The sequence below is a fragment of the Delftia sp. BGA-UO-ETr-SB1 genome, assembly GCF_059567865.1.
Map to the genome: position 1 here is coordinate 1,302,355 of NZ_JCAQOW010000006.1, position 24,486 is coordinate 1,326,840.

General features: G+C 65.0%; 20 protein-coding genes. 15 read left to right on the top strand and 5 right to left on the bottom strand.

All coding sequences use genetic code 11. The annotated features are described in order from the left end of the window. Positions 1–106: 106 nt before the first annotated feature. The 5 genes from ugpQ to ugpB form a co-directional block, all read right to left on the bottom strand. Positions 107–871, bottom strand: a complete 765-nt coding sequence (gene ugpQ / locus AC57B5_RS24680) for a glycerophosphodiester phosphodiesterase (RefSeq protein WP_496400527.1) — start codon at positions 869–871, stop codon at positions 107–109. Between the two features lie 90 nt (positions 872–961). Further along, complete coding sequence (gene ugpC / locus AC57B5_RS24685) at positions 962–1,972, bottom strand: sn-glycerol-3-phosphate ABC transporter ATP-binding protein UgpC (protein WP_034396898.1); 1,011 nt, start codon at positions 1,970–1,972, stop codon at positions 962–964. Positions 1,973–2,061: 89 nt separating this feature from the next. Continuing rightward, positions 2,062–2,910, bottom strand: coding sequence for a sn-glycerol-3-phosphate ABC transporter permease UgpE (ugpE, locus tag AC57B5_RS24690; RefSeq protein WP_012207265.1), 849 nt, complete (start codon positions 2,908–2,910; stop codon positions 2,062–2,064). 2 nt (positions 2,911–2,912) lie between these two features. Beyond that, a complete protein-coding gene (gene ugpA, locus AC57B5_RS24695; RefSeq protein ID WP_012207264.1) occupies positions 2,913–3,794 on the bottom strand; it encodes a sn-glycerol-3-phosphate ABC transporter permease UgpA in 882 nt (293 codons plus the stop codon). Between the two features lie 123 nt (positions 3,795–3,917). Next, a complete protein-coding gene (ugpB, locus tag AC57B5_RS24700) occupies positions 3,918–5,222 on the bottom strand; it encodes a sn-glycerol-3-phosphate ABC transporter substrate-binding protein UgpB (protein WP_013800834.1) in 1,305 nt (434 codons plus the stop codon). 420 nt (positions 5,223–5,642) lie between these two features. Here ugpB and AC57B5_RS24705 point away from each other — a divergent pair, with 420 nt between their 5' ends. The 15 genes from AC57B5_RS24705 to AC57B5_RS24775 all read left to right on the top strand — a co-directional run bounded on the left by AC57B5_RS24705 (position 5,643) and on the right by AC57B5_RS24775 (position 24,367). Continuing rightward, complete coding sequence (locus tag AC57B5_RS24705) at positions 5,643–9,557, top strand: DUF3683 domain-containing protein (protein ID WP_496400528.1); 3,915 nt, start codon at positions 5,643–5,645, stop codon at positions 9,555–9,557. Beyond that, entirely contained in the window at positions 9,557–10,012 is a 456-nt protein-coding gene (locus AC57B5_RS24710) for an HIT family protein (protein WP_496400529.1), read from the top strand. The genes AC57B5_RS24705 and AC57B5_RS24710 overlap by 1 nt, the downstream gene beginning before the upstream one ends. Positions 10,013–10,022: 10 nt before the next feature. Beyond that, positions 10,023–10,445: a gamma-butyrobetaine hydroxylase family protein gene (locus AC57B5_RS24715; protein ID WP_013800837.1), complete on the top strand. Its 423-nt coding sequence runs from the start codon at positions 10,023–10,025 to the stop codon at positions 10,443–10,445. A 227-nt stretch (positions 10,446–10,672) separates the two neighbouring features. Further along, complete coding sequence (gene ubiE, locus AC57B5_RS24720; RefSeq protein ID WP_013800838.1) at positions 10,673–11,404, top strand: bifunctional demethylmenaquinone methyltransferase/2-methoxy-6-polyprenyl-1,4-benzoquinol methylase UbiE; 732 nt, start codon at positions 10,673–10,675, stop codon at positions 11,402–11,404. 53 nt (positions 11,405–11,457) lie between these two features. Beyond that, positions 11,458–12,474, top strand: a complete 1,017-nt coding sequence (locus AC57B5_RS24725; RefSeq protein ID WP_012207258.1) for a Tim44 domain-containing protein — start codon at positions 11,458–11,460, stop codon at positions 12,472–12,474. Between the two features lie 122 nt (positions 12,475–12,596). Beyond that, a complete protein-coding gene (locus tag AC57B5_RS24730) occupies positions 12,597–13,235 on the top strand; it encodes a ubiquinone biosynthesis accessory factor UbiJ (RefSeq protein WP_065345757.1) in 639 nt (212 codons plus the stop codon). Next, entirely contained in the window at positions 13,232–14,797 is a 1,566-nt protein-coding gene (gene ubiB, locus AC57B5_RS24735; protein ID WP_496400530.1) for a ubiquinone biosynthesis regulatory protein kinase UbiB, read from the top strand. Before AC57B5_RS24730 ends, ubiB begins: the two co-directional genes overlap by 4 nt. A gap of 58 nt (positions 14,798–14,855) precedes the next feature. Continuing rightward, a complete protein-coding gene (locus AC57B5_RS24740) occupies positions 14,856–16,304 on the top strand; it encodes a high affinity choline transporter 1 (RefSeq protein WP_496400531.1) in 1,449 nt (482 codons plus the stop codon). Between the two features lie 177 nt (positions 16,305–16,481). Further along, positions 16,482–19,166 carry a DUF7933 domain-containing protein gene (locus AC57B5_RS24745; protein WP_496400532.1) on the top strand — a complete coding sequence of 895 codons (2,685 nt, stop codon included), beginning with the start codon at positions 16,482–16,484 and terminating at the stop codon, positions 19,164–19,166. Positions 19,167–19,389: 223 nt separating this feature from the next. Beyond that, the gene (locus AC57B5_RS24750) at positions 19,390–19,701 is read left to right on the top strand and encodes an FmdB family zinc ribbon protein (protein WP_202758350.1); all 312 of its coding nucleotides are present in this window, start codon (positions 19,390–19,392) and stop codon (positions 19,699–19,701) included. 18 nt (positions 19,702–19,719) lie between these two features. After that, positions 19,720–20,343 (top strand): DUF502 domain-containing protein, encoded by a 624-nt coding sequence (locus tag AC57B5_RS24755; protein ID WP_012207252.1) that lies wholly within the window; start codon positions 19,720–19,722, stop codon positions 20,341–20,343. Between the two features lie 41 nt (positions 20,344–20,384). Next, positions 20,385–22,187 (top strand): aspartate--tRNA ligase, encoded by a 1,803-nt coding sequence (aspS, locus tag AC57B5_RS24760; protein ID WP_013800843.1) that lies wholly within the window; start codon positions 20,385–20,387, stop codon positions 22,185–22,187. A gap of 78 nt (positions 22,188–22,265) precedes the next feature. After that, positions 22,266–23,081 (top strand): CsgG/HfaB family protein, encoded by an 816-nt coding sequence (locus tag AC57B5_RS24765; RefSeq protein ID WP_099732903.1) that lies wholly within the window; start codon positions 22,266–22,268, stop codon positions 23,079–23,081. Positions 23,082–23,089: 8 nt separating this feature from the next. Further along, positions 23,090–23,566 carry a dihydroneopterin triphosphate diphosphatase gene (gene nudB / locus AC57B5_RS24770; protein ID WP_496400875.1) on the top strand — a complete coding sequence of 159 codons (477 nt, stop codon included), beginning with the start codon at positions 23,090–23,092 and terminating at the stop codon, positions 23,564–23,566. A gap of 27 nt (positions 23,567–23,593) precedes the next feature. Beyond that, positions 23,594–24,367 (top strand): endonuclease/exonuclease/phosphatase family protein, encoded by a 774-nt coding sequence (locus AC57B5_RS24775; RefSeq protein ID WP_012207248.1) that lies wholly within the window; start codon positions 23,594–23,596, stop codon positions 24,365–24,367. The last annotated feature ends 119 nt before the right edge of the window (positions 24,368–24,486 follow it).

Sequence of the window (24,486 nt, forward strand, 5' to 3'; positions counted from 1 at the left end):
GCAGCGGGAGAGGGCACGGGCGGGGCGGTGTCATGGACGCACATTGTGCGGCGGGCCGCCGCGACGGTTGTTTCCAAAGGTCCGGCCCCGCCAGCCGGCAGCCGTCTCAGCGCGATGCGGGACTGAACATATCGACACGGTCGGTGATGACGCCGTCCGTGCCCAGGTCGATCAGGCGCTGCGCGGCCCATTCATCGTTGACCGTATAGCTGCTGCAGCGCAGGCCCGCGCCATGCACCTTGGCGACCAGGGCAGCATCCCACAGCGCATGGTTGAGCACCATGGCCGCGCAGCCCAGGTCCAGCGCGATGCGCAGGTCGGCGTCGCCCGTGGCATCGGCCAGCTTGTCCACCAGCAGGCCCCGCGGAATGTGCGGTGCCGTGTCGCGTGCGCCCTTGAGCGCATCGGTCTTGAACGAGGTGAACAGCGGCTGGATGCGGTCCCTGGGCCAGATGCGGTTCATCAGCTCGCCCGTGGCGCGGCCCGTGGCCTCTTCCTGGCCGGGCGTGGGCTTGATCTCCACGTTCAGGAAGAAGTGGTTGGCCAGGCACCAGCGGGCCAGGGCTTCCAGCGTGGGCAGGGCCTCTCCCGCAAAGGCGCGCGAGTGCCAGCTGCCGGCGTCCAGCTGGGCGATCTCGCCCATGGACAGGTCGCCACCCGTGCCGTGGCCGTTGGTGGTGCGCTCCAGCGTGGCGTCGTGCATCAGGAACAGCACGCCGTCGGCAGACAGCTTGGCATCGCACTCGAACATGCGATAGCCGTGCGCGGCGCCCAGGCGGAAGGCGGCCATGGTGTTCTCGGGCGCCAGCTTGCCAGCGCCACGGTGGGCCACCCACAGGGGGTAGGGCCAGGATTTCAGGTTCTCGGTCATGGCGAGTCCGTCAAAAGAAGGGAGCTTGGATGGAAAAAGAGAGCCTCTGGGGCTCTCTTGGAAAAGGTCGGAGAGCCGGCCTTCAGGGGATCAGATCCGCTTTCCGGATTCTGCGTCGAACCAGTGCAGGCGACGCTCTTCGGAAGGACGCACGCGCATGGTCTCGCCGGACTTGGGGAAGGGCGCGCCTTCGTCGATGCGCACCGTCATCGTCTCGCCATTGAGCGAACCATAGACCAGGCGCTCGGCACCCAGCATTTCAACGGTGTCCACCTTGATTTCCCAGCCGCCTTCGCTGACGACGACCAGGTGCTCGGGGCGGATGCCCAGGATGCGGCCGGCCGTGCCGCCGGGCGCGTTCTTGAGCAGGTTCATCGGGGGCGAGCCGATGAAGCTGGCCACGAAGGTGGAGGCGGGCGTGTGGTAGACCTCTTCGGGCGTGCCGAACTGCTCCATCACGCCGCCGTTCATGACGATCATGCGCTGGGCCAGGGTCATGGCCTCGACCTGGTCGTGGGTCACGAACAGGCTGGTGATGCCCAGCTCGGCGTGCAGCTTCTGGATCTCGATGCGGGTCTGGCCGCGCAGCTTGGCGTCCAGGTTGGACAGCGGCTCGTCGAACAGGAAGACCTTGGGCTGGCGCACGATGGCGCGGCCCATGGCCACGCGCTGGCGCTGGCCGCCCGACAGCTGGCGCGGCTTGCGGTCCAGCAGGTGGGACAGCTCCAGGATCTTGGCGGCCTTGTCCACGCGGCGCTTGATCTCCTCGGGCGGCACCTTGGCGATCTTCAGGCCGTAGGCCATGTTCTCGTAGTTCGACATATGCGGGTACAGCGCATAGTTCTGGAACACCATGGCGATGTCGCGCTTGGCCGGTTCCACGTCGTTGACGACCTTGTCGCCGATCAGCAGCTGGCCGTCGGAGATCTCCTCCAGGCCCGCCACCATGCGCAGCAGGGTGGACTTGCCGCAGCCCGAAGGGCCGACGATGACGACGAACTCGCCGTCCTTGATTTCGGCGTTGACGCCGTGCAGTACCTGGTTGGCCGACGGGCCCTGGCCGTAGCGCTTGATCAGGTTGCGAAAGGAAATGGATGCCATACGAAGATTCTGGTTGAGTCGCAGAGCGAAGGGCGCTGGCGCTTGCTCTGCGGGGTTCTATACGGTGGGTTGGGGCGGCGGCGGGCGGTTTACTTTTCGGTGTCCACCAGGCCCTTGACGAACCAGCGCTGCATCAGGATCACCACGGCGGCGGGCGGCAGCATGGCCAGCAGGGCCGTCGCCATCACCACGTTCCAGTCGTTGCCGGTATCGCCGCTGGCCACCATGCGCTTGATGCCGATGACCACGGGGTACATGTCTTCCGAGGTGGTCACGAGCAGCGGCCACAGGTACTGGTTCCAGCCGTAGATGAACTGGATCACGAACAGCGCCGCGATCGAGGTCTTGGACAGAGGCACCAGCACATCCTTGAAGAAGCGCATGGGGCCTGCGCCGTCGATGCGGGCGGCCTCCACCAGCTCGTCCGGCACCGTCAGGAAGAACTGGCGGAACAGGAAGGTGGCCGTGGCCGAGGCGATCAGCGGAATCGTCAGGCCGGCGTAGCTGTTGAGCATGCCCAGCGTGGAGACGACTTCGTAGGTGGGGCCGATGCGCACTTCCACGGGCAGCATCAGGGTCACGAAGATCAGCCAGAAGCAGATCTTCTTGAACGGGAAGCGGAAGTACACCAGCGCGAAGGCCGACAGCAGCGAGATCGCGATCTTGCCCACGGTGATCACCATGGCCGAGACGAAGCTGATCCACATCATGCGTGCCACGGGCGCGCTGGAGCCGGGGCCCGAGCCGCCGAACAGCGCGGCCTTGTAGGTTTCCCAGAAGTTGCTGCCGGGCACCAGGGGCATGGGCACCTGGATGATGTCCTGCGGCGTGTGCGTGGAGGCCACGAAGGCGAGGTACAGCGGAAAGCCGACGATGATCACGCCCAGCACCATGATCAGGTGCGAGAAAAAGGAGAGAAGGGGACTGCGTTCAACCATGATCAGTACTGCACTTTCTTCTCAACATAGCGGAACTGGATCACGGTCAGTGCAACCACGATCACCATCAGCACGACGGATTGGGCAGCCGAGCCGCTCATGTCCATGGCCTTGAAGCCGTCGTGATAGACCTTGTAGACCAGGATGGAGGTGTCCTGTCCCGGACCGCCCTGGGTCGTGGCGTCCACGATGCCGAAGGTGTCGAAGAATGCGTAGACCACGTTCATCACCAGCAGGAAGAACGTGGTGGGGGACAGCAGCGGGAACTGGATGTCCCAGAAGCGGCGCATGGGGCCCGCGCCGTCGATGGCGGCGGCCTCGATCAGCGACTTGGGGATGGACTGCAGGCCCGCAAGGAAGAACAGGAAGTTGTAGGAAATCTGCTTCCAGATCGCGGCGATGACGATCAGCGTCATGGCGTTGCCGGAGTTCAGCAGGTGGTTCCAGTCATAGCCGATCATGCGCAGCGCATAGGCCACGACGCCGATGGACGGCGAGAACATGAACACCCACAGCACACCCGCAACGGCGGGCGCAACGGCATAGGGCAGCAGCAAGGCGGTCTTGTAGGCAAGCGCGCCCTTGATCACGCGGTCCGCAAAGATGGCCAGCATCAGCGACAGCGCAATGCCGAACACCGCCACCAGCACGGAAAAGATGGCCGTGGTCTTGAACGAGGCCAGGTAGGCAGGGTCATCCAGCAGGTGCTGGAAGTTGGCAAACCCCACCCATTCGGTGGAGAAGCCAAACGTATCCTGCGCCTGGAACGACTGCACGATGGCCTGGCCTGCGGGCCAGAAAAAGAAGACCAGCACGATGACCATCTGTGGTGCTATCAGCAACCACGGCAGCCAGGCGGATCGAAAAAGAACGCGTTTTTCCATGACGGAACTCGGTAGAACAAAACAGCCCGCAAACCGGATGGCCGTGGGGCCGCCGGTTGCGGGCCTGTGATGCACGGTGCGGGCTGCCTGCGCAGCGGCCACACCGCAGATCACATGGGAGGATTACTTGTTGGCCCGGGCGAAGCGGCCCAGTTGCTCGTTGCCACGGGTGACAGCGGTGTCCAGGGCTTGCTGGGGAGTCTTCTTGCCAGTCCAGATCTGTTCGGTTTCCTCATCGATGATGGTGCGGATCTGAACGAAGTTGCCCAGGCGGATGCCGCGCGACTTGTCGGTGGTCTTGCGGATCATCTGCGTCACGGCGGTGTCGGTGCCGGGATGCTTTTCGTAGAAGCCCGAAGCCTCGGTCAGCTTGTACGCAGCGGTGGTCACGGGCAGGTAGCCGGTGCGCTGGTGGCTGGCGGACTGGATCTTGGTGTTGTTCAGGAAGTTGAAGAAGTCAGCCACGCCCTTGTAGCGTTCGGCGCTCTTGCCGGCCATCACCCACAGGGAGGCACCGCCGATGGCCGTGTTCTGGGGCGCGCCCTTCACATCGGCGTAGTAGGGCAGTTGCGACTGGCCGAAGGCGAACTTGCCTTCCTTGACCACGCGGGCATACAGGCCGGAGGAGCCGGTGATCATCGCGCACTCGCCGGAAGCGAAGGCAGCGTCAGGCACGTTGCCGCGGCCCTTGTAGACGAAGCTGCCATCCTTGGCGGCCTTGGCCAGGTTCTCGAAGTGCTTGACGTGCAGCGGCGAGTTGAACACCAGCTTGGCATCGGTGCCGTCAAAGCCGTTGTTCTTGGTCGCGTACAGGGTGTTGTGCCACAGCGAGAAGCTCTCCAGCTGGGTCCAGCTCATCCAGCTCGTGGTCAGTGCGCAGCGGTGGCCCGAGGCCTTGAGCTTTTCGGCGGCGGCGAACACTTCGGGCCAGGTCTTGGGCGGCTTGTTCTCGTCCAGGCCTGCCTTCTTGAAGGCGTCCTTGTTGTAGTAGAAGATGGTGGTCGAGCTGTTGAGCGGGTAGCTCATCATCTGGCCGTTGGGGGCGGTGTAGTAGCCGGCCACGGCGGAGATGTACTCGCCTTGGTCGAACTTGAAGCCGCCGTCGTTCATGATCTTGGTGACGGGCACCACGGCGCCCTTGGAGGCCATCATGGTGGCCGTACCCACTTCGAAGACCTGCAGGATGTCAGGCGCGTTGCCGGCGCGGAACGCGGCGATGGCGGCCGTCATCGACTCGTCATACTGGCCCTTGTACGTCGGCACGATCTTGTACTGGGTCTGGCTGGCGTTGTACTCCTTGGCCAGGTCGTTCACCCAGTCGCCCAGGGCTGCGCTCATCGAGTGCCACCACTGGATTTCGGTTTGGGCTTGTGCCGAGATGGTGGTGGCCGCGATCGCGGCTGCCATGGCCAGTTGCTTCAGTTGCATGAGGACTCCTCTAGTTCGGTGACGGTTTCAGACCGCTGCCACGGTAAGGCAGGGGCATGACATGTCTGTGTCATTGTTTTCGGATGCTTCGTACCGCACTACAGGCCAAACCCGGTGAGCCGCTGGTCCCGTATGTCAGTCGTGTGACAAAAAATGACACGCGAAGCGGCGCTATTTTAGGTCAATACCATTTCGTTTCAAAAGCCGGGTTGTTCGTATTGGCTCGTTTGTGCTCTTTCTGTATAAGGCACATCCACCGGGCTCCGCAAGATCACGCCCCGTTGGCGAGGGCTGGCTTCGCGGGCCGAGACGGCGCGCCGTCCAGAGCCCCGTGGGAAGCGCATCCTCGGGGCGCTCGCTTAAAATTGCGCTCCCACTTGGCTTAGCGGCGCCCCGAGAGCGCCAGACACGGTCTACCCCATGAATGTACCGATTGCGTTGGCAGCCCTGCAGGCACAGGCTGCCGAACCTGCACGTCTGCGAGAGATTCCCTACAACTACACCTCGTTTTCCGATCGCGAGATCGTGATCCGCCTGCTGGGCACGTCCATGTGGGATGTGCTCAACCAGCTGCGCCAGGAGCGGCGCACGGGCCGCTCTGCCCGCATGCTCTACGAGGTGCTGGGGGACATCTGGGTCGTTCAGCGCAATCCCTACCTGCAGGACGACCTGCTGCACAGTCCCGACCGCCGCAAGTCGCTGGTGGAGGCCCTGGAGCACCGCCTGGGCGAGATCGACAAGCGCCGTGCTCCGCAGCAGGACCCCGTGCGCGATGCGCTGGTGGGCCAGCTGGTGGATGCGGCGCGGCGCGCCGTGCATGAGTTCAACGCCACCTTCGTCGAGGCCGAGCAACTGCGCCGCCGGGTGCAAAAGAGCCTGGGCCGCCACACGGCCAAGGACAACATCAAGTTCGACGGCCTGTCGCGCGTGGCCCATGTGACGGACGCCACCGATTGGCGCGTCGAATACCCCTTCGTGGTGCTCACGCCTGATACCGAAGCCGAGATGGCCGCCCTGGTGCGTGCCTGTATCGAGCTGCGCCTGACCATCATTCCGCGCGGCGGCGGCACGGGCTACACGGGCGGCGCGATCCCGCTGACCTGGCGCAGCGTGGTGATCAACACCGAAAAGCTCGAAGCCATGACCGAGGTGGAGATGCGCCGCATTCCCGGCGTGGACCACGAGGTGCCCACCATCTTCACCGAAGCCGGCGTGGTCACGCAGCGCGTGGCTGATGCGGCCGAGCGCGCGGGCTTCGTCTTCGCCGTGGACCCCACATCGGCCGAGGCCTCTTGCATCGGCGGCAATGTCGCCATGAATGCGGGCGGCAAGAAGGCCGTGCTCTGGGGTACGGCGCTGGACAACCTGGTGTCCTGGCGCATGGTCACGCCCGATGCACAGTGGCTGGAAGTCACGCGCGTGGGCCACAACCTCGGCAAGATCCATGACGCCGAGATGGCCAGCTTCGAGCTGCAGTACTTCGAGGCCGACGGCAAGACCCCCATCCGCAGCGAGCGCCTGGACATTCCCGGCCAGAAATTCCGCAAGGAAGGCCTGGGCAAGGACGTGACCGACAAGTTCCTGTCGGGCCTGCCGGGCATCCAGAAGGAAGGCTGCGACGGCCTGATCACCAGCGCGCGCTGGGTGGTGCACCGCATGCCCGAGCACACGCGCACGGTCTGCATGGAGTTCTTCGGCAACGCCAAGGACGCCGTGCCCAGCATCGTCGAGATCAAGGACTTCATGTTCGCCGAGCAAAAGCGCTCGGGCGTGCTGCTGGCCGGCCTGGAACACCTGGACGACCGCTACCTGAAGGCCGTGGGCTACGCCACCAAGAGCAAGAAGGGCAACGGCCATCTGCCCAAGATGGTGCTGCTGGGCGACATTGCCGGCGACAACGCCGACGATGTGGCCCGCGTGGCCGCCGAGGTGGTGCGCATTGCCAACTCGCGCAACGGCGAAGGCTTCACGGCCGTCAGCGCCGAGGCGCGCAAGAAATTCTGGCTTGACCGCAAGCGCACGGCCGCCATCTCGCGCCACACCAACGCCTTCAAGATCAATGAAGACGTGGTGATCCCGCTGCCCCGCATGTGGGAGTACACGGATGGCATCGAGCGCATCAACATCGAACTGTCGCTGCGCAACAAGCTCAAGCTGTGCGATGCGCTGACGGACTTCTTCCAGCACGGCGACCTGCCGCTGGGCAAGCAGGACGATGCGGGCGACATCCCCTCGGCCGAGCTGCTGGAGGACCGCGTGCAGCAGGCCCTGGCCCTGGTGGCCGACGTGCGCATGCTGTGGCAGGGCTGGCTGGACGATGTCGAGAACCTCTTCCCGCAGCTGCAGGACCACACGCTGCGCGCCAGCTGGAAGACCCAGCTGAAGGCGCCCATGGCCCAGATCTTCGCGGGCGCGGCCTTCCAGCCTCTGCTGGCCGAAGTCAACGCCATCCACCAGCGCGTGCTCAAGGGCCGTGTCTGGGTGGCGCTGCACATGCACGCTGGCGACGGCAACGTGCACACCAACATTCCGGTCAACAGTGACGACTACGAGATGCTGCAGACCGCCCATGAGGCCGTGGCACGCATCATGGTGCTGGCGCGCCATCTGGACGGCGTGATCTCGGGCGAGCACGGCATCGGCATCACCAAGCTGGAATTCCTCAGCGACGACGAGCTGGCGCCCTTTGCCGCCTACAAGCAGCGCGTGGACCCCGAAGGCCGCTTCAACAAGGGCAAGCTGATCCGCAACGAGAGGCTGCAGGCCGTGGTGGGCCAGAGCCATGACGGCCGCTCGCCGCGCGAATCGCTGATGTTCGCCGACCTGACCAACGCCTACACGCCCAGCTTCGGCCTGATGGGGCACGAGTCGCTGATCATGCAGCAGAGCGACATCGGCGCCATCGCCGACTCGGTCAAGGACTGCCTGCGTTGCGGCAAGTGCAAGCCCGTGTGCGCCACCCACGTGCCGCGCGCCAACCTGCTGTACAGCCCGCGCAACAAGATCCTGGCGACCTCGCTGCTGGTCGAGGCCTTCCTCTACGAGGAGCAGACGCGCCGCGGCGTGTCGTTGCGCCACTGGCAGGAGTTCGAGGACGTGTCGGACCACTGCACGGTCTGCCACAAGTGCTTCAACCCCTGCCCGGTGAAGATCGACTTCGGCGACGTGACCATGAACATGCGCAACCTGCTGCGCAAGATGGACAAGAAGAGCTTCCGGCCTGGCAACAAGCTGGCCATGGCCATGCTCAACGCCACCAATCCGGACACCATCAAGTTCATGCGCTCGGCCATGGTCGGCGTGGGCTTCAAGGCCCAGCGCCTGGCCTCCGACGTGCTGCACAGCCTGGCCAAGAAGCAGACCCAGCGTCCGCCGGCCTCGGTGGGGCGCGCGCCGCTCAAGGAGCAGGTGATCCATTTCGTCAACAAGAAGCTGCCCGGCGGCCTGCCCAACAAGACGGCGCGCGCCCTGCTGGACATCGAGGACAAGGACTACGTGCCCATCATCCGCAGCCCGCAGACCACGAGCGCGGACACCGAGGCGGTGTTCTACTTCCCCGGCTGCGGCTCCGAGCGCCTGTTCAGCCAGGTGGGCCTGGCCACCCAGGCCATGCTCTGGCATGCCGGCGTGCAGACCGTGCTGCCACCCGGCTACCTGTGCTGCGGCTATCCCCAGCGCGGCAGCGGCCAGTTCGACAAGGCCGAGAAGATGATCACGGACAACCGTGTGCTCTTCCACCGCGTCGCCACCACGCTCAACTACCTGGACATCAAGACCGTGGTGGTCAGCTGCGGCACCTGCTACGACCAGTTGCAGGGCTACGAGTTCGGCAAGATCTTCCCGGGCAGCCGCATCATCGACATCCACGAATACCTGCTGGAAAAGGGCGTGACGCTGCAGGGCAAGGAGGGCTACCTCTACCACGACCCCTGCCACTCGCCCATGAAGCTGCAGGACCCCATGAAGACCGTCAAGGCCCTGGTGGGTGAAGGCGTGGTCAAGAGCGAGCGCTGCTGCGGCGAATCGGGCACGCTGGGCGTCACGCGCCCCGACATCTCCACGCAGATCCGCTTCCGCAAGGAAGAGGAACTCAAGAAGGGCGAGGCCGCGCTGCGCGCCAGCGGCGCCCTGGCCGAGAAGGACAACGTGAAGATCCTCACCAGTTGCCCCAGCTGCCTGCAGGGCCTGTCGCGCTACGGTGGCGATATGAACAACGGCCTGCTGGAAGCCGACTACATCGTGGTCGAGATGGCGCGCCAGATCCTGGGCGAGAACTGGATGGCTGAATATGTTCAGCGCGCCAACGCCGGCGGCATCGAACGGGTGCTGGTCTGATGGCCGCTCCCGCTTCCTGCCCCCTGTGCGCCACAGAAGGCGGCGTGCCCGTCTGGCGCGGCCAGCGCCTGCGAGTGATTCGCGCGCAGGAAGAAGGCTTTCCAGCCTTCTACCGCGTGGTCTGGAATGCGCATGCGGCCGAGTTCTCCGACCTGGACGCCGCCGACCGCCAGCACTGCATGGATGCCGTGGTCGTGGTCGAGCGCGTCTTGCGTGAGCGCCTTGCGCCGGCCAAGATCAACCTGGCGGCGCTGGGCAACATGGTGCCGCACCTGCACTGGCATGTGATTGCGCGCTTTGACTGGGACAGCCATTTCCCGGGCGCGGTCTGGGCCCCGGCCCAGCGCCCGTGCAATGGCGAGCGCGAGGTCGAGGTGGCAGCGCGCTTGCCAGCCATAGACACGGCGCTGGTCCAGGCACTCGATGCCTGGCAGCAGCACCCCGCCACTGAATGAGGAGCACCGCATGGCCGGCCTGACCCCTGACACCCCAACCCCCGAAGCCCTGACCGTGCACGGCGCATCGCGCGTGCTGGAAGTCGCCTACTCCGACGGCGCAAGCTTTCGCATCCCCTTCGAGCTGCTGCGCGTGTACTCGCCCTCGGCCGAAGTCCAGGGCCATGGCCCGGGCCAGGAAGTGCTGCAGACGGGCAAGCGCGAGGTGTCCATCACGGCCATCGAGCCCGTGGGCAACTACGCCATCAAGCCCTTCTTCAGCGACGGGCATGAAAGCGGCCTGTACACCTGGGAATACCTCTACGAACTGGGCCGCCGCCAGGACGAGTTCTGGGCGCAGTACCTGGACCGGCTGCAGGAGTCCGGCATGGACCGCGACACGCCCATGCCCGGCAAGGCCAGCGGCGGCGGACACGGCTGCGGCAGCCACTGACGCCGCGCACGGGTGCGCGCTGTATGGCGCCGTTCCCCTCGCACCACATTCCGGACCTCTGTACGGCACAGGGTTATTGGGGGTGGTGCTATATTTAAAATAGCTTGAAAGTCTTTGTTTGAATGCGTTTCAAGCTGTTTGTTCTTGATAACCCTTGCCCGGCAAAGCCCGTGGCCACACGGGGTTGTCGCTGTACGCATTACTACTGCTTGCTTAGCATCGTTGTTATGAGCACCACACATTTCGGATTCCAGTCGGTGGACGAGCGCGAGAAGGCCAGCCGCGTGCGCGGCGTGTTCGACTCGGTCGCTTCGCGCTACGACGTCATGAACGACCTGATGTCGGGTGGTCTGCACCGTGCCTGGAAGGCCTATACGGTGATGGTGGCCAACCTCAAGGAAGGCGACAAGGCGCTGGACATCGCGGGTGGCACGGGCGATCTGGCCCTGGCCTTCGCCAAGAAGGTCGGCTCCACCGGCCAGGTGGTGCACACCGATATCAACGAAGCCATGCTGCGCGTGGGCCGCGACCGCCTGATCGACAAGGGCGTCATCCTGCCCACCATGGTCTGCGATGCCGAGGCTCTGCCGTTTCCCGACAACCATTTCGATCTGGTCAGCGTGGCCTTCGGCCTGCGCAACATGACCCACAAGGATGCGGCGCTCAAGGAAATGAACCGTGTCCTGCGCCCCGGCGGCAAGCTGCTGGTGCTGGAGTTCTCCAAGGTGGCCAAGCCCCTGGAGAAAGCCTACGACTGGTACTCCTTCAAGATTCTTCCGGCCATGGGCAAGCTCGTGGCGGGCGATGACGCCAGCTACCGCTATCTGGCCGAGTCCATCCGCATGCACCCCGGCCAGGAGGATCTCAAGCGCCTGATGCAGGAATGCGGCTTCGGCCATGTGGACTATCACAACATGACGGGCGGCATTGCGGCCCTGCATGTGGGAATCAAGTGCTGAGCGCGTGAGGCGTTCGGTGAGGTGACGGCAACACGATTATTCGAGGAGATGACATGAAAAAGCTATGGTCTATGGTCTTGGTCGCGATGCTGGTGGTGGTCCACGGCACGGCCGACGCCAAGCGCATGGGCGGTGGCGGATCGGTGGGCAAGCAGTCGAGCAATGTGACGCAGCGTGAAGCTACGCGCGCGCCGGCGCAGAACACGCCGCCGCAGAACGCCGCCACACAGAACGCTGCGGGCAAGCCTGCCACGCCGCCTGCGGCCGCTCCGGCCAAGAAGCCCTGGGGCGCCATGCTCGGCGGCCTGGCCGCCGGCCTGGGCCTGGCCTGGCTGGCCCACTCGCTGGGCCTGGGCGCCGCCTTCGGCCAGTTCCTGCTGATCGCCCTGCTGGCCCTGGTCATCATGGTCGTGGTGGGCATGGTCATGCGCTCGCGCCGTGCAGCGGCCGGCGCGCAGCAGGCATCGTCCAGCCCCTTCGCCTTCCAGAACGCGGCCCCTGCGGGCGCGGGCAACATGGGTGGCAACGTGGACAGCGCACCGCTGGCACGCCAGTACAACCCCGAGAAGGTCGGCAACGACGCCTCGGCCCGTCCCTGGGAGCAGAACCACCAGCCGGCCGCCCTGGCCTCGGGTTCCGGCGTGCAGATCGGCTCTGCCCTGGCAGGCTCGCAGAACTGGGGTGTGCCTGAAGGCTTCGATACCGAAGGCTTCCTGACGGCTGCCAAGCGCAACTTCGTCACCCTGCAATCGGCATGGGACCGCTCGGACATCGCTTCGCTGCGCGCCATGATGACCGACGAGATGCTGACCGAGATCCGTGGCCAGCTCAGCGAGCGCGAAGTGCAGCGCCCTGGCCAGCCCAACCAGACTGACGTGGTCATGATCGATGCCCAACTGCTGGGCATCGAGGATCTGGGCAATGACTATATGGCCAGCGTGGAATTCTCGGGAATGATCCGCGAGGACGCCTCGGCAGGCCCCACGCCCTTCCGCGAGGTCTGGAACATGACCAAGCCCAAGAGCGGCAGCAGCGGCTGGCTGGTCGCCGGCGTCCAGGCACTGCAGTAAGTAATTTGCAGAGGACCGGCGCAAGCCAGGGATGCGACAGGGGGTCACGCCATGGGCTGGCCACTTGTCTCGACCGGATTTGCGTCGGCCGCATCCTCTCACTTCGGGAATAATCGGGGACTATGGCAACACAGTCCCCTTTTTCTTTTCTGAACGGTCTCATGGAACGCGTGATGGCCGGTCCGCAACCGCCGCAATGGCTGGTCAGCGAGGTGCATCAGCGCCTCGTGCTGTTCCTCAACCATGTGCTGATGCAGGAGAAAGAGGCGATGGAGCGCCTCGTGCGGCAAAAGGGCCGCGTGGCGCGCGTGCAGTGGCGCGGCTACTCCATGGCCCTGCAGATCACGCCCGCCGGCCTGTTCAACGTGGCGCCCGAAGGCGCGCAGCCCGACCTGCTGCTTGAAGTCACCGAGACCTCCCCGCTGGCCCTGGCCCAGGTGGCCCTGCGCGGCGACAAGCCCTCCATCCGCATCGAGGGCGACGTGCAACTGGCCGCCGACATCAACTGGCTGGTGGACCACGTCGAATGGGACGTGGAGGAAGACCTGGCCCGCATCATCGGCGATGCGCCCGCGCACACCGTGGCCAAGGTCGCGCGCAGCGCCGCCCAGGCGCTGCGCCAGTTCGTGGGCGCCCGCATGGCCGGCAAGCCCGATGCCGATGCCCCCGCCCCCGAGGCCGCACGTGCGGCAGCGCCCGCCAGCGCGCCCGTTGGTTCCCCCGTGGTATCCCTGCCCGGTTTCGAGAACGACAAGCCATGAGCCGGTTTCTTCGCGGGCTGACCATCCTCTGGGTGGTGTTCCGCTACGGACTCGACGAACTGGTGCTGTCGAGCTTCGAGCATCCCTGGATGCGCCGCGCACGCGCGGTGCTCACGCTGGGCCGGCGGCTGGACAAGCCGCGCGGCCAGCGCCTGCGAGAGGCTCTGGAGGAGCTGGGGCCCATCTTCGTGAAGTTCGGCCAGGTGCTGTCCACGCGCAGCGACCTGATGCCGCCCGACGTGGCCGAGGAGCTGGCCCGGTTGCAGGACCGCGTGCCCCCCTTCAATTCGCAGATTGCGGTGGACACCATCGAGCGCGCCTTCCGCAAGAAGCTGGACCAGATCTTCGTGAGCTTCGAGCGCGAGCCGGTGGCCAGCGCCTCCATCGCCCAGGTGCACTTTGCCGTGATCAGCGACCGCAACGGCGTGCAGCGCGACGTGGCCGTCAAGGTGCTGCGTCCGGGCATGAAGACCGTGATCGACAAGGACCTGGCGCTGATGCACATGATGGCGCGCTGGGTCGAGCGCCTGTCGGCCGACGGCAAGCGCCTCAAGCCCCGCCAGGTCGTGGCCGAGTTCGACAACTACCTGCACGACGAGCTGGACCTGATCCGCGAAGCCTCCAACGCCGCGCAGCTGCGCCGCAACATGGAAGGGCTGGACCTGGTGCTGATCCCCGAGGTGTACTGGGATTTCTGCCGCAACGACGTGATGGTCATGCAGCGCATGACCGGCGTGCCCATCAGCCACGTCGAGCGCCTGCGCGAAGCTGGCGTGGACATCCCCAAGCTGGCACGCGACGGCGTGACCATCTTCTTCACCCAGGTCTTTCGCGATGGCTTCTTTCACGCCGACATGCACCCGGGCAACATCATGGTCAGCCTGGAGCCCGAGACCTTCGGGCGCTATATCTCGCTGGACTTCGGCATCGTCGGCACGCTGACCGAGTACGACAAGGAATACCTGGCGCAGAACTTCACGGCGTTCTTCCGCCGTGACTACAAGCGCGTGGCCGAGCTGCACATCGAAAGCGGCTGGGTGCCGCCGAGCACGCGCGTGGACGAGCTGGAGGCCGCCATCCGCGCCGTCTGCGAGCCGTACTTCGACCGTCCGCTGGCCGAGATTTCGCTGGGCATGGTGCTGATGCGCCTGTTCCAGACCTCGCGCCGCTTTCAAGTCGAGATCCAGCCGCAACTGGTGCTGCTGCAAAAGACGCTGCTCAACATCGAAGGCCTGGGGCGCCAGCTGGACCCCAACCTGGACCTGTGGAGCACGGCCAAGCCCTTCCTCGAAAAATGGATGCTGGACCAGATGGGCCCGCAACGGCTGTGGCGCGAGCTGCTGGCCGAGGCGCCGCGCTATGCCAAGCTCATTCCCGAGTTGCCGCGCCTGATCCATCGCCGGCTCACGCGCAACTCCGGCGAGCACGACGAACTGCTCAAGGAGCTGCTGCAGCAGCAAAAGCTCACCAACCGCCTGTTGCAGGCCATCGTCAGCGCCGGCATCGGCTTTGTCATAGCGCTGATCCTGCTGCAACTGGTGGTGCGGCTGCGCTGGTACTGAGAACACTGACGGGTTTCCGGACCTCTCCCTTTTCCCACTTTGAAACAGGAGTGCCAGCGTGCTGCTCTCTATGGTGATCGCCTACCTGTTCGTGACCATCGCCATCGGCCTGTGGGCGGCCAGGCGGGTCAAGAACACGGCCGACTTCGCAATTGCCGGGCGCCATCTGCCCATGTACATGATCATCACCACCACGTTTGCCACGTGGTTCGGCTCGGAGATCGTGCTCGGCGTGCCCGCCAAGTTCATCGAGGGCGGCCTGCGCGGCGTGGTCGAAGACCCGTTCGGCGCGGGCATGTGCCTGATCCTGGTGGGCCTGTTCTTCGCGGGCAAGCTCTACCGCATGACGCTGCTGACCATCAGCGACTACTACCGCCACCGCTATGGCCGGTCCATCGAGATCGTCTGCTCGCTGATCATCATGCTCAGCTACCTGGGCTGGGTCTCGGCCCAGGTCACGGCCCTGGGCCTGGTGTTCAACCTGCTGTCGGGCGGCACGGTCAGCATTTCCATGGGCATGGCCATCGGTGTGGTGTCCATCCTGGCCTATACGCTGTTCGGCGGCATGTGGTCGGTGGCGGTGACGGACTTCCTGCAGATGATCATCCTGGTCGTCGGCCTGGTGGTGCTGGCCTGGTTTGCCAGCGACATGGCTGGCGGTGCCGGCAAGGTCATCGACCTGGCCGTGAGCCGCGATCTGTTCCAGTTCTGGCCCGAGCCCAGCTGGCATGAAATCCTCTTCTTCTTTGGCGCGGCCATCACCATGATGCTGGGCTCCATTCCCCAGCAGGACGTGTTCCAGCGCGTGATGTCGGCCCACAGCGAGAAGGCCGCCACGCGCGGCACCGTCATCGGTGGCTCGGCCTATATCTGCTTCGCCTTCGTGCCCATGTTTCTCGTGGCCAGCGCGCTGATCATCATGCCCGGCGAGACGGCGGAGCTGCTCAAGCAGGACCCGCAGAAGGTGCTGCCCACCCTGGTCATGGACAAGATGCCCTTCGTCATGCAGGTGCTGTTCTTCGGCGCGCTGCTGTCGGCCATCAAGTCCTGTGCCTCGGCCACGTTGCTGGCGCCCAGCGTGACCTTCACCGAGAACATCTGGCGCCAGTTCCGCACCCAGGCCAGCGACCGGGAAATGCTGCTGGCCATGCGCATCAGCGTGCTCGTCTTCAGCATCTGCGTGCTGGCCTACTCGATCAAGATGGAAGGAACGCCCATCTATGAGCTGGTCTCCAGCGCCTACCAGGTGCCGTTGGTTGGTGCCTTCGTGCCGCTGGTCTTCGGGCTGTACTGGAAGCGCGCCACCACGCAGGGCGCCATTTGCGCCGTGGCACTGGGCATTGGCGTGTGGGTGGTCTTCATGGCCACGCCGGCTTTGCACGAGGCATTTCCGCAGCAATTGGCGGGACTGCTGGCTGCAGTGACGGGGATGGTGGCCGGATCACTGGCGCCGCAGTGGCTGGCCAATCGCAGTGCAGACATTCTTGAATTCAGCCCCGAAAGGTAAGCGCCGTCACACCATCATTTGTAAAAACAATTGATGACAATCATCAATAGTCATTAACTATATAGTCGGCGGCTGGGATTGTGGAGGTCCCGGAATGCTGACTTGGGTGGTTTGAAGCACAGGTCGTGACAGTACGGTGGACCTCCGAATAGCAAACGCTTGGGAGGAAGCACCGTCATGAAAACACTCAAACTGATTGCGAGGGCTCGCCAGCTGAAGCTGCGGCCTGTTGCTGGCGTCCGGTTCCGATGGAGGTGGCTTGGAGGCGCCTTGCTTGTGCCAGCCCTGTGCGGCCAAGTGGCAATGGCTGCGCCGAGGATACCGGTCGCGCCGGTCATTGTCTGGAGCGAGGACTTCGAAAACCCGCAGACACCCCCCATCACCACGGAGGGGCGGGATCTGCTGGTCTACCAGGGCGCGGACCCTGCGGGGCAGATGTATACCGCCGACCCCCTGTACCGGATGAGCGCCAACCAGTGCAATGGCATAGTCACGTCCTTCAACCAGGATCCAACTTCGGCGACGATGAGTGCGGCCTGCGGTTCCCAAGGCAATTGGAACGCCCTGCAGCAGATGGCGGAGGTCGCAGGGCGCTATCAGGGCCAGAGTGCGGCGGATGCGGTCAAAAATCACGTCATGGCGATGCTTACAGCGAATGGAACCTATCCTGCTGGCGCAATTGCCTTTCGCACCAAGGCCAATATTCCGCAAAGTTCCGGCAGCAGATTCCTCACGGCCCGTGCCGATGTGGTGGCGAACTTCTGCTCGTCAGGATTCGTCGCTCCGTTGCTGCGTTTTTCTCTTGTCAATGACGCTAATGCGGAACTGCCCATCTCCATGAACGCTGTCGATCCATGCGTGGATGGTGTGTCGTTCAATACGATGCCTATCGGTATTGGGATCATACAAACGGCCAGGGCCCAGACAGTGACCTCTCCCGGAGCCCTGCTCTTCAGCGGAGCCTCTGTCGGGTTTGTTCTGCACAATGACCAGACCAGCTCCATGGGCAACGATTCGTCGATCGACAACGCGCAGATCATCGATGTCACGCCGCAGCTGGACAAGGCCTTCTCGCCTGCCAGCATTCAACTCGGCCAGGTCTCCCGGCTGACCATGACCATCACCAATACGACTGATCTGCTGCGCAAGCGAGGCTGGTCGTTTACCGACAACCTGCCTGCAGGACTGGTCGTCGAGGGCAATGCCAGCACCACCTGCCCCGGCACGACCGTGCAGGCGGCAGCAGGCGGCAGCACCGTGACCGTGTCCAACGGAGACCTGGCCCAGGGCGCCGCCTTCTGCGAGGTGAGCCTCGACGTGCGCCCGACCGCGACAGGCAGCTTCACCAACGGTCCTTCCAACCTCTCCCTGATCGGCCTGAACCAGCCGGCCACACTGGCTGTGCTGGCGGTTGCGCCAGCGGCCGACATGCAGGCCACCAGCGTCGATCTTCCGCCATCCATGACGGTGGGGGCGCCGGTATCCGGCAGCTTCAGCTGCACCAATGCGGGACCCAGCCCTGCGGCGGCAGCATCGTGCGCCATTTCAGGTCTGCCGGCAGGCGCTTCCGTGTCCTGCACTCCCGCTGTTCCTACAGGATCGCCGCTGGCCGCAGGCGACAGCATCGCCTGCACGGTAGGCTTCACGCCTGCTGTCACGGGCGCCATCACGGCACTGGTGACGGCCGGCAGTGCAACGACAGATCTGGTGCCGAGCAACAATGCGATGTCCTTCCCCTACAACCCAGGGGAGTCGGCGGACATGAGGGCCACGGAGCTGACCCTGCCGGCCTCCATGGCGGTGGGCACGCCGGCATCCGGCAGCTTCAGCTGCACCAACGCGGGGCCCAGCCCTGCGGCGGCAGCCTCGTGCGCCATTTCAGGCCTGCCGGCAGGCGCTTCCGTGTCCTGCACTCCCGCTGTACCTACAGGATCGCCGCTGGCCTCGGGCGCCCGCATCGACTGCACGGTGGGCTTCACGCCCACAGCGGGCGGGGCATTCACGGCCCTGGTCTCCGCCAGCAGCGGCACGCCGGACCCGGTGCCTGCCAACAACACCATCTTGCGCCCCTACAGCCCCGGGGAGCGTGCCGACATGCAGGCCACCTCCATCACGCTTCCCCTGACCATGACGGTGGGCGTGCCGGTGTCCGGCAGCTTCAGCTGCACCAATGCCGGCCCCAGTGCGGCGACGGCGGCTTCGTGCGTGATCTCCGGCCTGCCAGCCGGGGCGACCACGTCCTGCACGCCCGGCGTGCCCACGGCCTCGCCATTGGCATCGGGCGGCAGCATCGCCTGCACAGTGCAGTTCACGCCCACCACAACGGGCACCATCGCGGCCTTGGTGACGGCGAGCAGCAGCACGGTGGATCCGGTGCCGGCCAACAACACCAAGGCCCACCCCTTCAACCCCGTGGAGCGGGCCGACATGCAGGCCACCAGCGTCACGCTGCCGGCCACCGCCAACGTGGGTGTTCCCGTGAAGGGATCGTTCGTCTGCACGAATGCCGGCCCCAATGCGGCGGCCTTTGCTAATTGCTCCATCGCAGGGCTGCCGGCAGGTGCCAGCACCTCATGCACGCCTGCGGTGCCGACTGGCGCGCCGCTGGCCTCGGGTGCCAGCATTTCCTGCACGGTGAGCTTCACGCCCACCACGCAGGGCAGCCTGACAGCCACGGTGACGGCGGTCAGTGGAACCACGGACCCGGAGCCGGCCAACAATTCGCGTGACCAGGAGTTGGTGGTTGCTGCCGCATTGACGCCGGAGCCGGTCCCCGCCACCGGGGTGCCTGCCCTGGTGCTGATGGGCCTTGCCGTCATGCTGGCCGGTATGGGGATGCAGCGGCGCCGGGCACGGCGCTGAACATGGACGCGGCAGGCGCCCCGGCAGCGGGGCTTGCCGGCACCGCCCTGATGGAATGCCAGTCCGCGCGACTGGCATTTTGCATTTCGGGCCATCAGGTACCGACTGATGCATGCGGCTTGCGGCTCTCCGGCCTGGGCCTTTGGGGGCAAGGCAGCCGCAGTATCGGGCGGATGCCTATAATCGAAAGTTTTGCATCTTCTCTCGTATAAGCATTAGCGCCATGCCTATTTATGCATACAAGTGTGGCTCCTGCGGTCATGCCAAGGACGTGCTGCGGAAAATCTCGGATGCTCCGCTGACGACCTGCCCGGCCTGTGGTGCCGAGGCCTTTTCCAAGCAGCTGACGGCTGCCGGCTTCCAGCTCAAGGGCTCGGGCTGGTACGCGACCGACTTCAAGAACAGCGGCAGCAAGAGCGCCGCCACGCCGGCTCCAGCGGCAGACACCCAGGCCTCGGATGCATCCGCCGCACCTGCGGCAACTGCGCCTGCTGCGGCCCCAGCATCTGCTCCCGCACCCTCCACGGGCCATTAATCAAGGCTTGCATTTCTCATGTCCGCTCTGCGCAAATGGCTGTTCGCCGGCCTGCTGGTGATTGTTCCTCTGGTGATCACGCTGGGCGTGCTCAACTGGATCATCGGCACGCTGGACCAGACGCTGGCCATCCTGCCCGAGGCCTGGCATCCGGACCGGCTGCTGGGTTTCCACATTCCCGGCTTCGGCGTGGTGCTCACGCTGCTGATCCTGCTGGTGGTTGGCGCTGCGGCCAGCAACTTCATCGGCCGCAAGCTTGTCTCCTGGGGCGATGCGGTGGTCAGCCGCATTCCCGTGGTGCGCTCCATCTATTCCAGCGTCAAGCAGGTGTCCGACACCGTGTTCTCGGACAGTGGCAATGCGTTTCGCACCGCCGTGCTGGTGCAGTGGCCGCGCGAAGGCGTCTGGACCGTGGCCTTCGTCACCGGCTCGCCCAGCGGAGAGGTCGCCGCCTATCTGCGTGACGAATACCTGAGCGTCTTCGTGCCGACAACGCCGAATCCGACGGGCGGCTATTTCGTCATCGTTCGCAAGAGCGATTGCATCGAGCTGGAAATGAGCGTGGATGCCGCGCTCAAGTACATTGTTTCGATGGGCGTGGTGACTCCTCCGGATCTCACACTGCCCGCGGAATCCAAATAACAAACTGTCGCGCCCATCCCGGGCGCAGGAAGCTTTTCATCATGGCCATGCGCTCCCATTACTGCGGTCTAGTGACCGAAGCCCTGATGGGCGAAACCGTTACCCTGTGCGGCTGGGTGAACCGTCGCCGCGACCATGGCGGCGTGATCTTCATCGACCTGCGCGACCGCGAAGGCTATGTGCAGGTGGTCTGCGACCCCGACCGTGCCGAGATGTTCAAGACTGCCGAAGGCCTGCGCAACGAGTTCTGCGTGCAGGTCAAGGGCCTGGTGCGCGCACGTCCCGAAGGCACGACCAACGACAAGCTCAAGAGCGGCCAGATCGAAGTGCTGTGCCACGAGCTGAACGTGCTCAACGCCTCGGTCACGCCTCCGTTCCAGCTGGACGACGAGAACCTGTCCGAGACCGTGCGCCTGACCAACCGCGTGCTGGACCTGCGCCGCCCCTACATGCAGCGCAACATGATGCTGCGCTACCGCACGGCCATCCAGGTGCGCAACTTCCTGGACAAGGAAGGCTTCATCGACATCGAAACGCCCATGCTGGGCAAGAGCACGCCCGAAGGCGCGCGCGACTACCTGGTGCCCAGCCGCGTGCACGACGGCGAGTTCTTCGCCCTGCCGCAGTCGCCCCAGCTGTACAAGCAGATGCTGATGGTGGCCGGCTACGACCGCTACTACCAGATCACCAAGTGCTTCCGCGACGAAGACCTGCGCGCCGACCGCCAGCCCGAGTTCACCCAGATCGACTGCGAGACCTCGTTCCTGGACGAAGAGGAAATCCGCGCCATCTTCCAGCGCATGATCACCGAGGTCTTCAAGACCCAGCTGGACGTGGATCTGGGCGAGTTCCCGATGATGACGTACCAGGATGCGGCCTTCCGCTTCGGCTCGGACAAGCCTGACCTGCGCGTCAAGCTCGAGTTCACCGAACTGACCGAAGTCATGAAGGACGTGGACTTCAAGGTGTTCTCCACCCCCGCCACGACCAAGGGCGGCCGCGTGGTCGCGCTGCGCGTGCCCGGCGGCTCGCAGATCTCGCGCGGCGAGATCGACCAGTACACCGAATTCGTCAAGATCTACGGCGCCAAGGGCCTGGCCTGGATCAAGGTCAACGAAGTGGCCAAGGGCCGCGATGGCCTACAGTCGCCCATCGTCAAGAACCTGCATGACGCGGCCATTGCCGAAATCCTCAAGCGCACGGGTGCACAGGACGGCGACCTCATCTTCTTCGGCGCCGACAAGGAAAAGATCGTCAACGACTCCATCGGCGCGCTGCGCCTGAAGGTGGGTCACAGCGAATTCGGCAAGGCCAACGGCCTGTTCGAGAACCGCTGGGCGCCGCTGTGGGTGGTGGACTTCCCCATGTTCGAGCACGACGAGGAAAACGACCGCTGGGCGGCCGTGCACCATCCCTTCACCTCGCCCAAGGACGGCCACGAGGAACTCATGGTCACCGACCCGGCCAACTGCCTGGCCAAGGCCTACGACATGGTCCTGAACGGCTGGGAGCTGGGCGGCGGCTCGGTGCGTATCCACCGCGCCGACGTGCAGAGCAAGGTGTTTGACGCGCTCAAGATCTCGCCCGAAGACGCTCGCGCCAAGTTCGGCTACCTGCTGGACGCGCTGCAGTACGGCGCGCCCCCGCACGGTGGCCTGGCCTTCGGCCTGGACCGCCTGATCACGCTGATGACGGGTGCCGACTCCATCCGTGACGTGATCGCCTTCCCCAAGACCCAGCGTGCCCAGGACCTGCTGACGCAGGCACCTTCGCCCGTGGACGAGAAGCAGCTGCGCGAGCTGCACATCCGCCTGCGCAACCCGCTGGCGGCCACCCAGGGCTGAGGACCGGGCCTGGCGGCTTGATACGGACGGCAGAAGCTGGCACAGCTTCTGCCGTTTTTCTTTTTGCGGAGAGCTTTCATGCGTTTTCAAGGCATTGCATCGCTGGCGCTGGCTGTGCTGGCAGGGCTGGGCCTGTCCGGCTGCGGGGAAAAGAAGACCGAGTTGGGGCAGGGCGGTTCGGAGATCACCGGCTCCGCCGGGCCCCTGGGCGCGAACAATGGCTCGCGCGAACTCGTGCGCTGCGACGCGCCAGTGGCCACGCTGGCCCTGGCCGAGAATCCCAACGGCTACGTCATGGGGTCGGGCTACCAGCTGCCCGCCTCGCCCGTGCCGCTGATCAAGCTGCTGGCCCAGCAAAGCGGCTGCTTTCGTGTGGTGGACCGGGGCGCGGGCCTGCGCGGCACGGTGCAGGAGCAGGACCTGAAGAACGCCGGCGTGCTGCGCGAGAACTCCACGGTGCGCAAGGGCCGTGGCTATGAGGCGCAATACACGCTGACGCCCAGCCTGACCTTCAGCGAGCAGGACGCGGGCCGGGGCCTGGCCGGCGTGGTTGCCATGATTCCGGTGCTGCGGGACATCGCGGGGCTGGCCGGCATGGTCGAGCAGGTCAAGTTCAAGGAGGCGCAAACCGCGCTGCTGCTGTCGGACAACGAAACCACCGAGCAGGTGGCCGCTGCCACGGGCGCCGCCCGCACCACCGATCTGGGCGTGGGCGGCATGGTGCTGGGCCGCCTGGGCGCCGCAGGCGCGGGCTGGAGCAATACCAACGAGGGCAAGGTCATCGCCGCCGCCTTTCTGGATGCGCACAACCAGCTCGTGCATCAGGTGCGCGCGCTGCAGGCCAAGGAGCTGCCACCGCCCGTGGCGACCAAAGCGGTCCAGGGCAAGGGCTGATGCCTGCCATGCCAGGCTACAAGATCCCTGAATCGGTGCTGGTCGTCATCTACCGCGATGACGGGCAGGTGCTGCTGATGCGCCGCACGGCACCGGCGCCTGAGGGCGGGGAGTTCTGGCAGTCGGTGACGGGCAGCAAGGACCATGAAGGCGAGTCCTGGCGCGAAACCGCAGTGCGCGAGGTGCGGGAAGAAACCGGCATCGACCCCGACGCGCCCGGCTGCCTGCTGCAGGACTGGGCGTTGGAGAACATCTACACCATCTACCCGGCCTGGCAGCACCGCTATGCGCCCGGTGTATGGCACAACCGCGAGAGGGTTTTCGGCCTGCGGATTCCGTCCTACACCCCTGTGTTCTTGAATCCGAGGGAACATACCGCATCTGCTTGGCATCATTGGCATGACGCTGCCGAGCGCTGCTACTCCCCGTCCAATGCGGAAGCCATCCTGATGCTGCCGCGATTCGCTCCACTGGAGCTGGACTGATCCCGATCCCTGTGTTCCTGACCGCCTATGACTGACAACGTGAAATCCTCCCACGAGGTGGACCCCGGCCCGTCCATACTGCGCGTCGCGACCTACAACATCCACAAGGGCGTGCAAGGCATGGGTCCCGTGCGCCGCCTGGAGATCCACAACCTGGGACACGCTGTGGAGCAGCTCGATGCCGACATCGTCTGCCTGCAGGAAGTGCGCAAGATGAACCACAAGGAGGCCGCCTACTTCGAGCGCTGGCCCCAGGTCTCGCAGGCGGAGTATCTGGCTCCCCTGGGCTACGAGGCCGTCTACCGCACCAATGCCTACACGCGCCATGGCGAGCATGGCAACGCGCTGCTCACCCGCTGGCCCGTGGTGGGCCACCAGCACGAAGACATCTCCGACCACCGCTTCGAGCAGCGGGGCCTGCTGCATGTGGAGGTGGAAGTGCAGAACCGGCGCGTGCACACCATCGTGGTGCACCTGGGCCTGATTCCTGGCAGCCGCGTGCGCCAGGTCTCCCAGCTCAAGCGCTTCATCGAGCGCGAGGTGCCGCCTGGCGCCCCCGTGGTGGTGGCGGGCGACTTCAACGACTGGGGTGGCCAGATCAAGCGCATGCTCGGCGGTTTCGGCCTGTACGAATACGACGAATTGCCCAGCGTGCCCACCTATCCCTCGCGCCTGCCGCTGGCCCAGCTGGACCACGTCTACGTGCGCGGCCTCACCCCGCTGGGCCTGCATGTGCCCAAGGGACGCATCTGGTGGCGCATGTCCGACCATCTGCCGCTGATTGCCGAATTCCGCCTCTAGCCCCGGGTTCTGTCACACAAGCCATTCTTTTGCTATTGAAATGATAGCTTTCAGCGCGGGCAGAACCTGCGTTTGGGTGGAAAATCCCTTGCGTGCCATGCCGCGGGTTTCGCTGTTAC

Bases quoted from the DNA above. Each gene is read 5' to 3' on its own strand.
- AC57B5_RS24745 (WP_496400532.1), top strand. From the start codon at position 16,482: ATGAAAACACTCAAACTGATTGCGAGGGCTCGCCAGCTGAAGCTGCGG.
- AC57B5_RS24750 (WP_202758350.1), top strand. From the start codon at position 19,390: ATGCCTATTTATGCATACAAGTGTGGCTCCTGCGGTCATGCCAAGGAC.
- ugpE (WP_012207265.1), bottom strand. From the start codon at position 2,910: ATGGTTGAACGCAGTCCCCTTCTCTCCTTTTTCTCGCACCTGATCATG.
- ubiE (WP_013800838.1), top strand. From the start codon at position 10,673: ATGAGCACCACACATTTCGGATTCCAGTCGGTGGACGAGCGCGAGAAG.
- ugpA (WP_012207264.1), bottom strand. From the start codon at position 3,794: ATGGAAAAACGCGTTCTTTTTCGATCCGCCTGGCTGCCGTGGTTGCTG.
- ugpQ (WP_496400527.1), bottom strand. From the start codon at position 871: ATGACCGAGAACCTGAAATCCTGGCCCTACCCCCTGTGGGTGGCCCAC.
- nudB (WP_496400875.1), top strand. From the start codon at position 23,090: ATGCCAGGCTACAAGATCCCTGAATCGGTGCTGGTCGTCATCTACCGC.
- AC57B5_RS24755 (WP_012207252.1), top strand. From the start codon at position 19,720: ATGTCCGCTCTGCGCAAATGGCTGTTCGCCGGCCTGCTGGTGATTGTT.
- AC57B5_RS24730 (WP_065345757.1), top strand. From the start codon at position 12,597: ATGGCAACACAGTCCCCTTTTTCTTTTCTGAACGGTCTCATGGAACGC.
- AC57B5_RS24710 (WP_496400529.1), top strand. From the start codon at position 9,557: ATGGCCGCTCCCGCTTCCTGCCCCCTGTGCGCCACAGAAGGCGGCGTG.
- AC57B5_RS24775 (WP_012207248.1), top strand. From the start codon at position 23,594: ATGACTGACAACGTGAAATCCTCCCACGAGGTGGACCCCGGCCCGTCC.
- ugpC (WP_034396898.1), bottom strand. From the start codon at position 1,972: ATGGCATCCATTTCCTTTCGCAACCTGATCAAGCGCTACGGCCAGGGC.
- AC57B5_RS24715 (WP_013800837.1), top strand. From the start codon at position 10,023: ATGGCCGGCCTGACCCCTGACACCCCAACCCCCGAAGCCCTGACCGTG.
- AC57B5_RS24705 (WP_496400528.1), top strand. From the start codon at position 5,643: ATGAATGTACCGATTGCGTTGGCAGCCCTGCAGGCACAGGCTGCCGAA.
- aspS (WP_013800843.1), top strand. From the start codon at position 20,385: ATGGCCATGCGCTCCCATTACTGCGGTCTAGTGACCGAAGCCCTGATG.
- ubiB (WP_496400530.1), top strand. From the start codon at position 13,232: ATGAGCCGGTTTCTTCGCGGGCTGACCATCCTCTGGGTGGTGTTCCGC.
- ugpB (WP_013800834.1), bottom strand. From the start codon at position 5,222: ATGCAACTGAAGCAACTGGCCATGGCAGCCGCGATCGCGGCCACCACC.
- AC57B5_RS24765 (WP_099732903.1), top strand. From the start codon at position 22,266: ATGCGTTTTCAAGGCATTGCATCGCTGGCGCTGGCTGTGCTGGCAGGG.
- AC57B5_RS24725 (WP_012207258.1), top strand. From the start codon at position 11,458: ATGAAAAAGCTATGGTCTATGGTCTTGGTCGCGATGCTGGTGGTGGTC.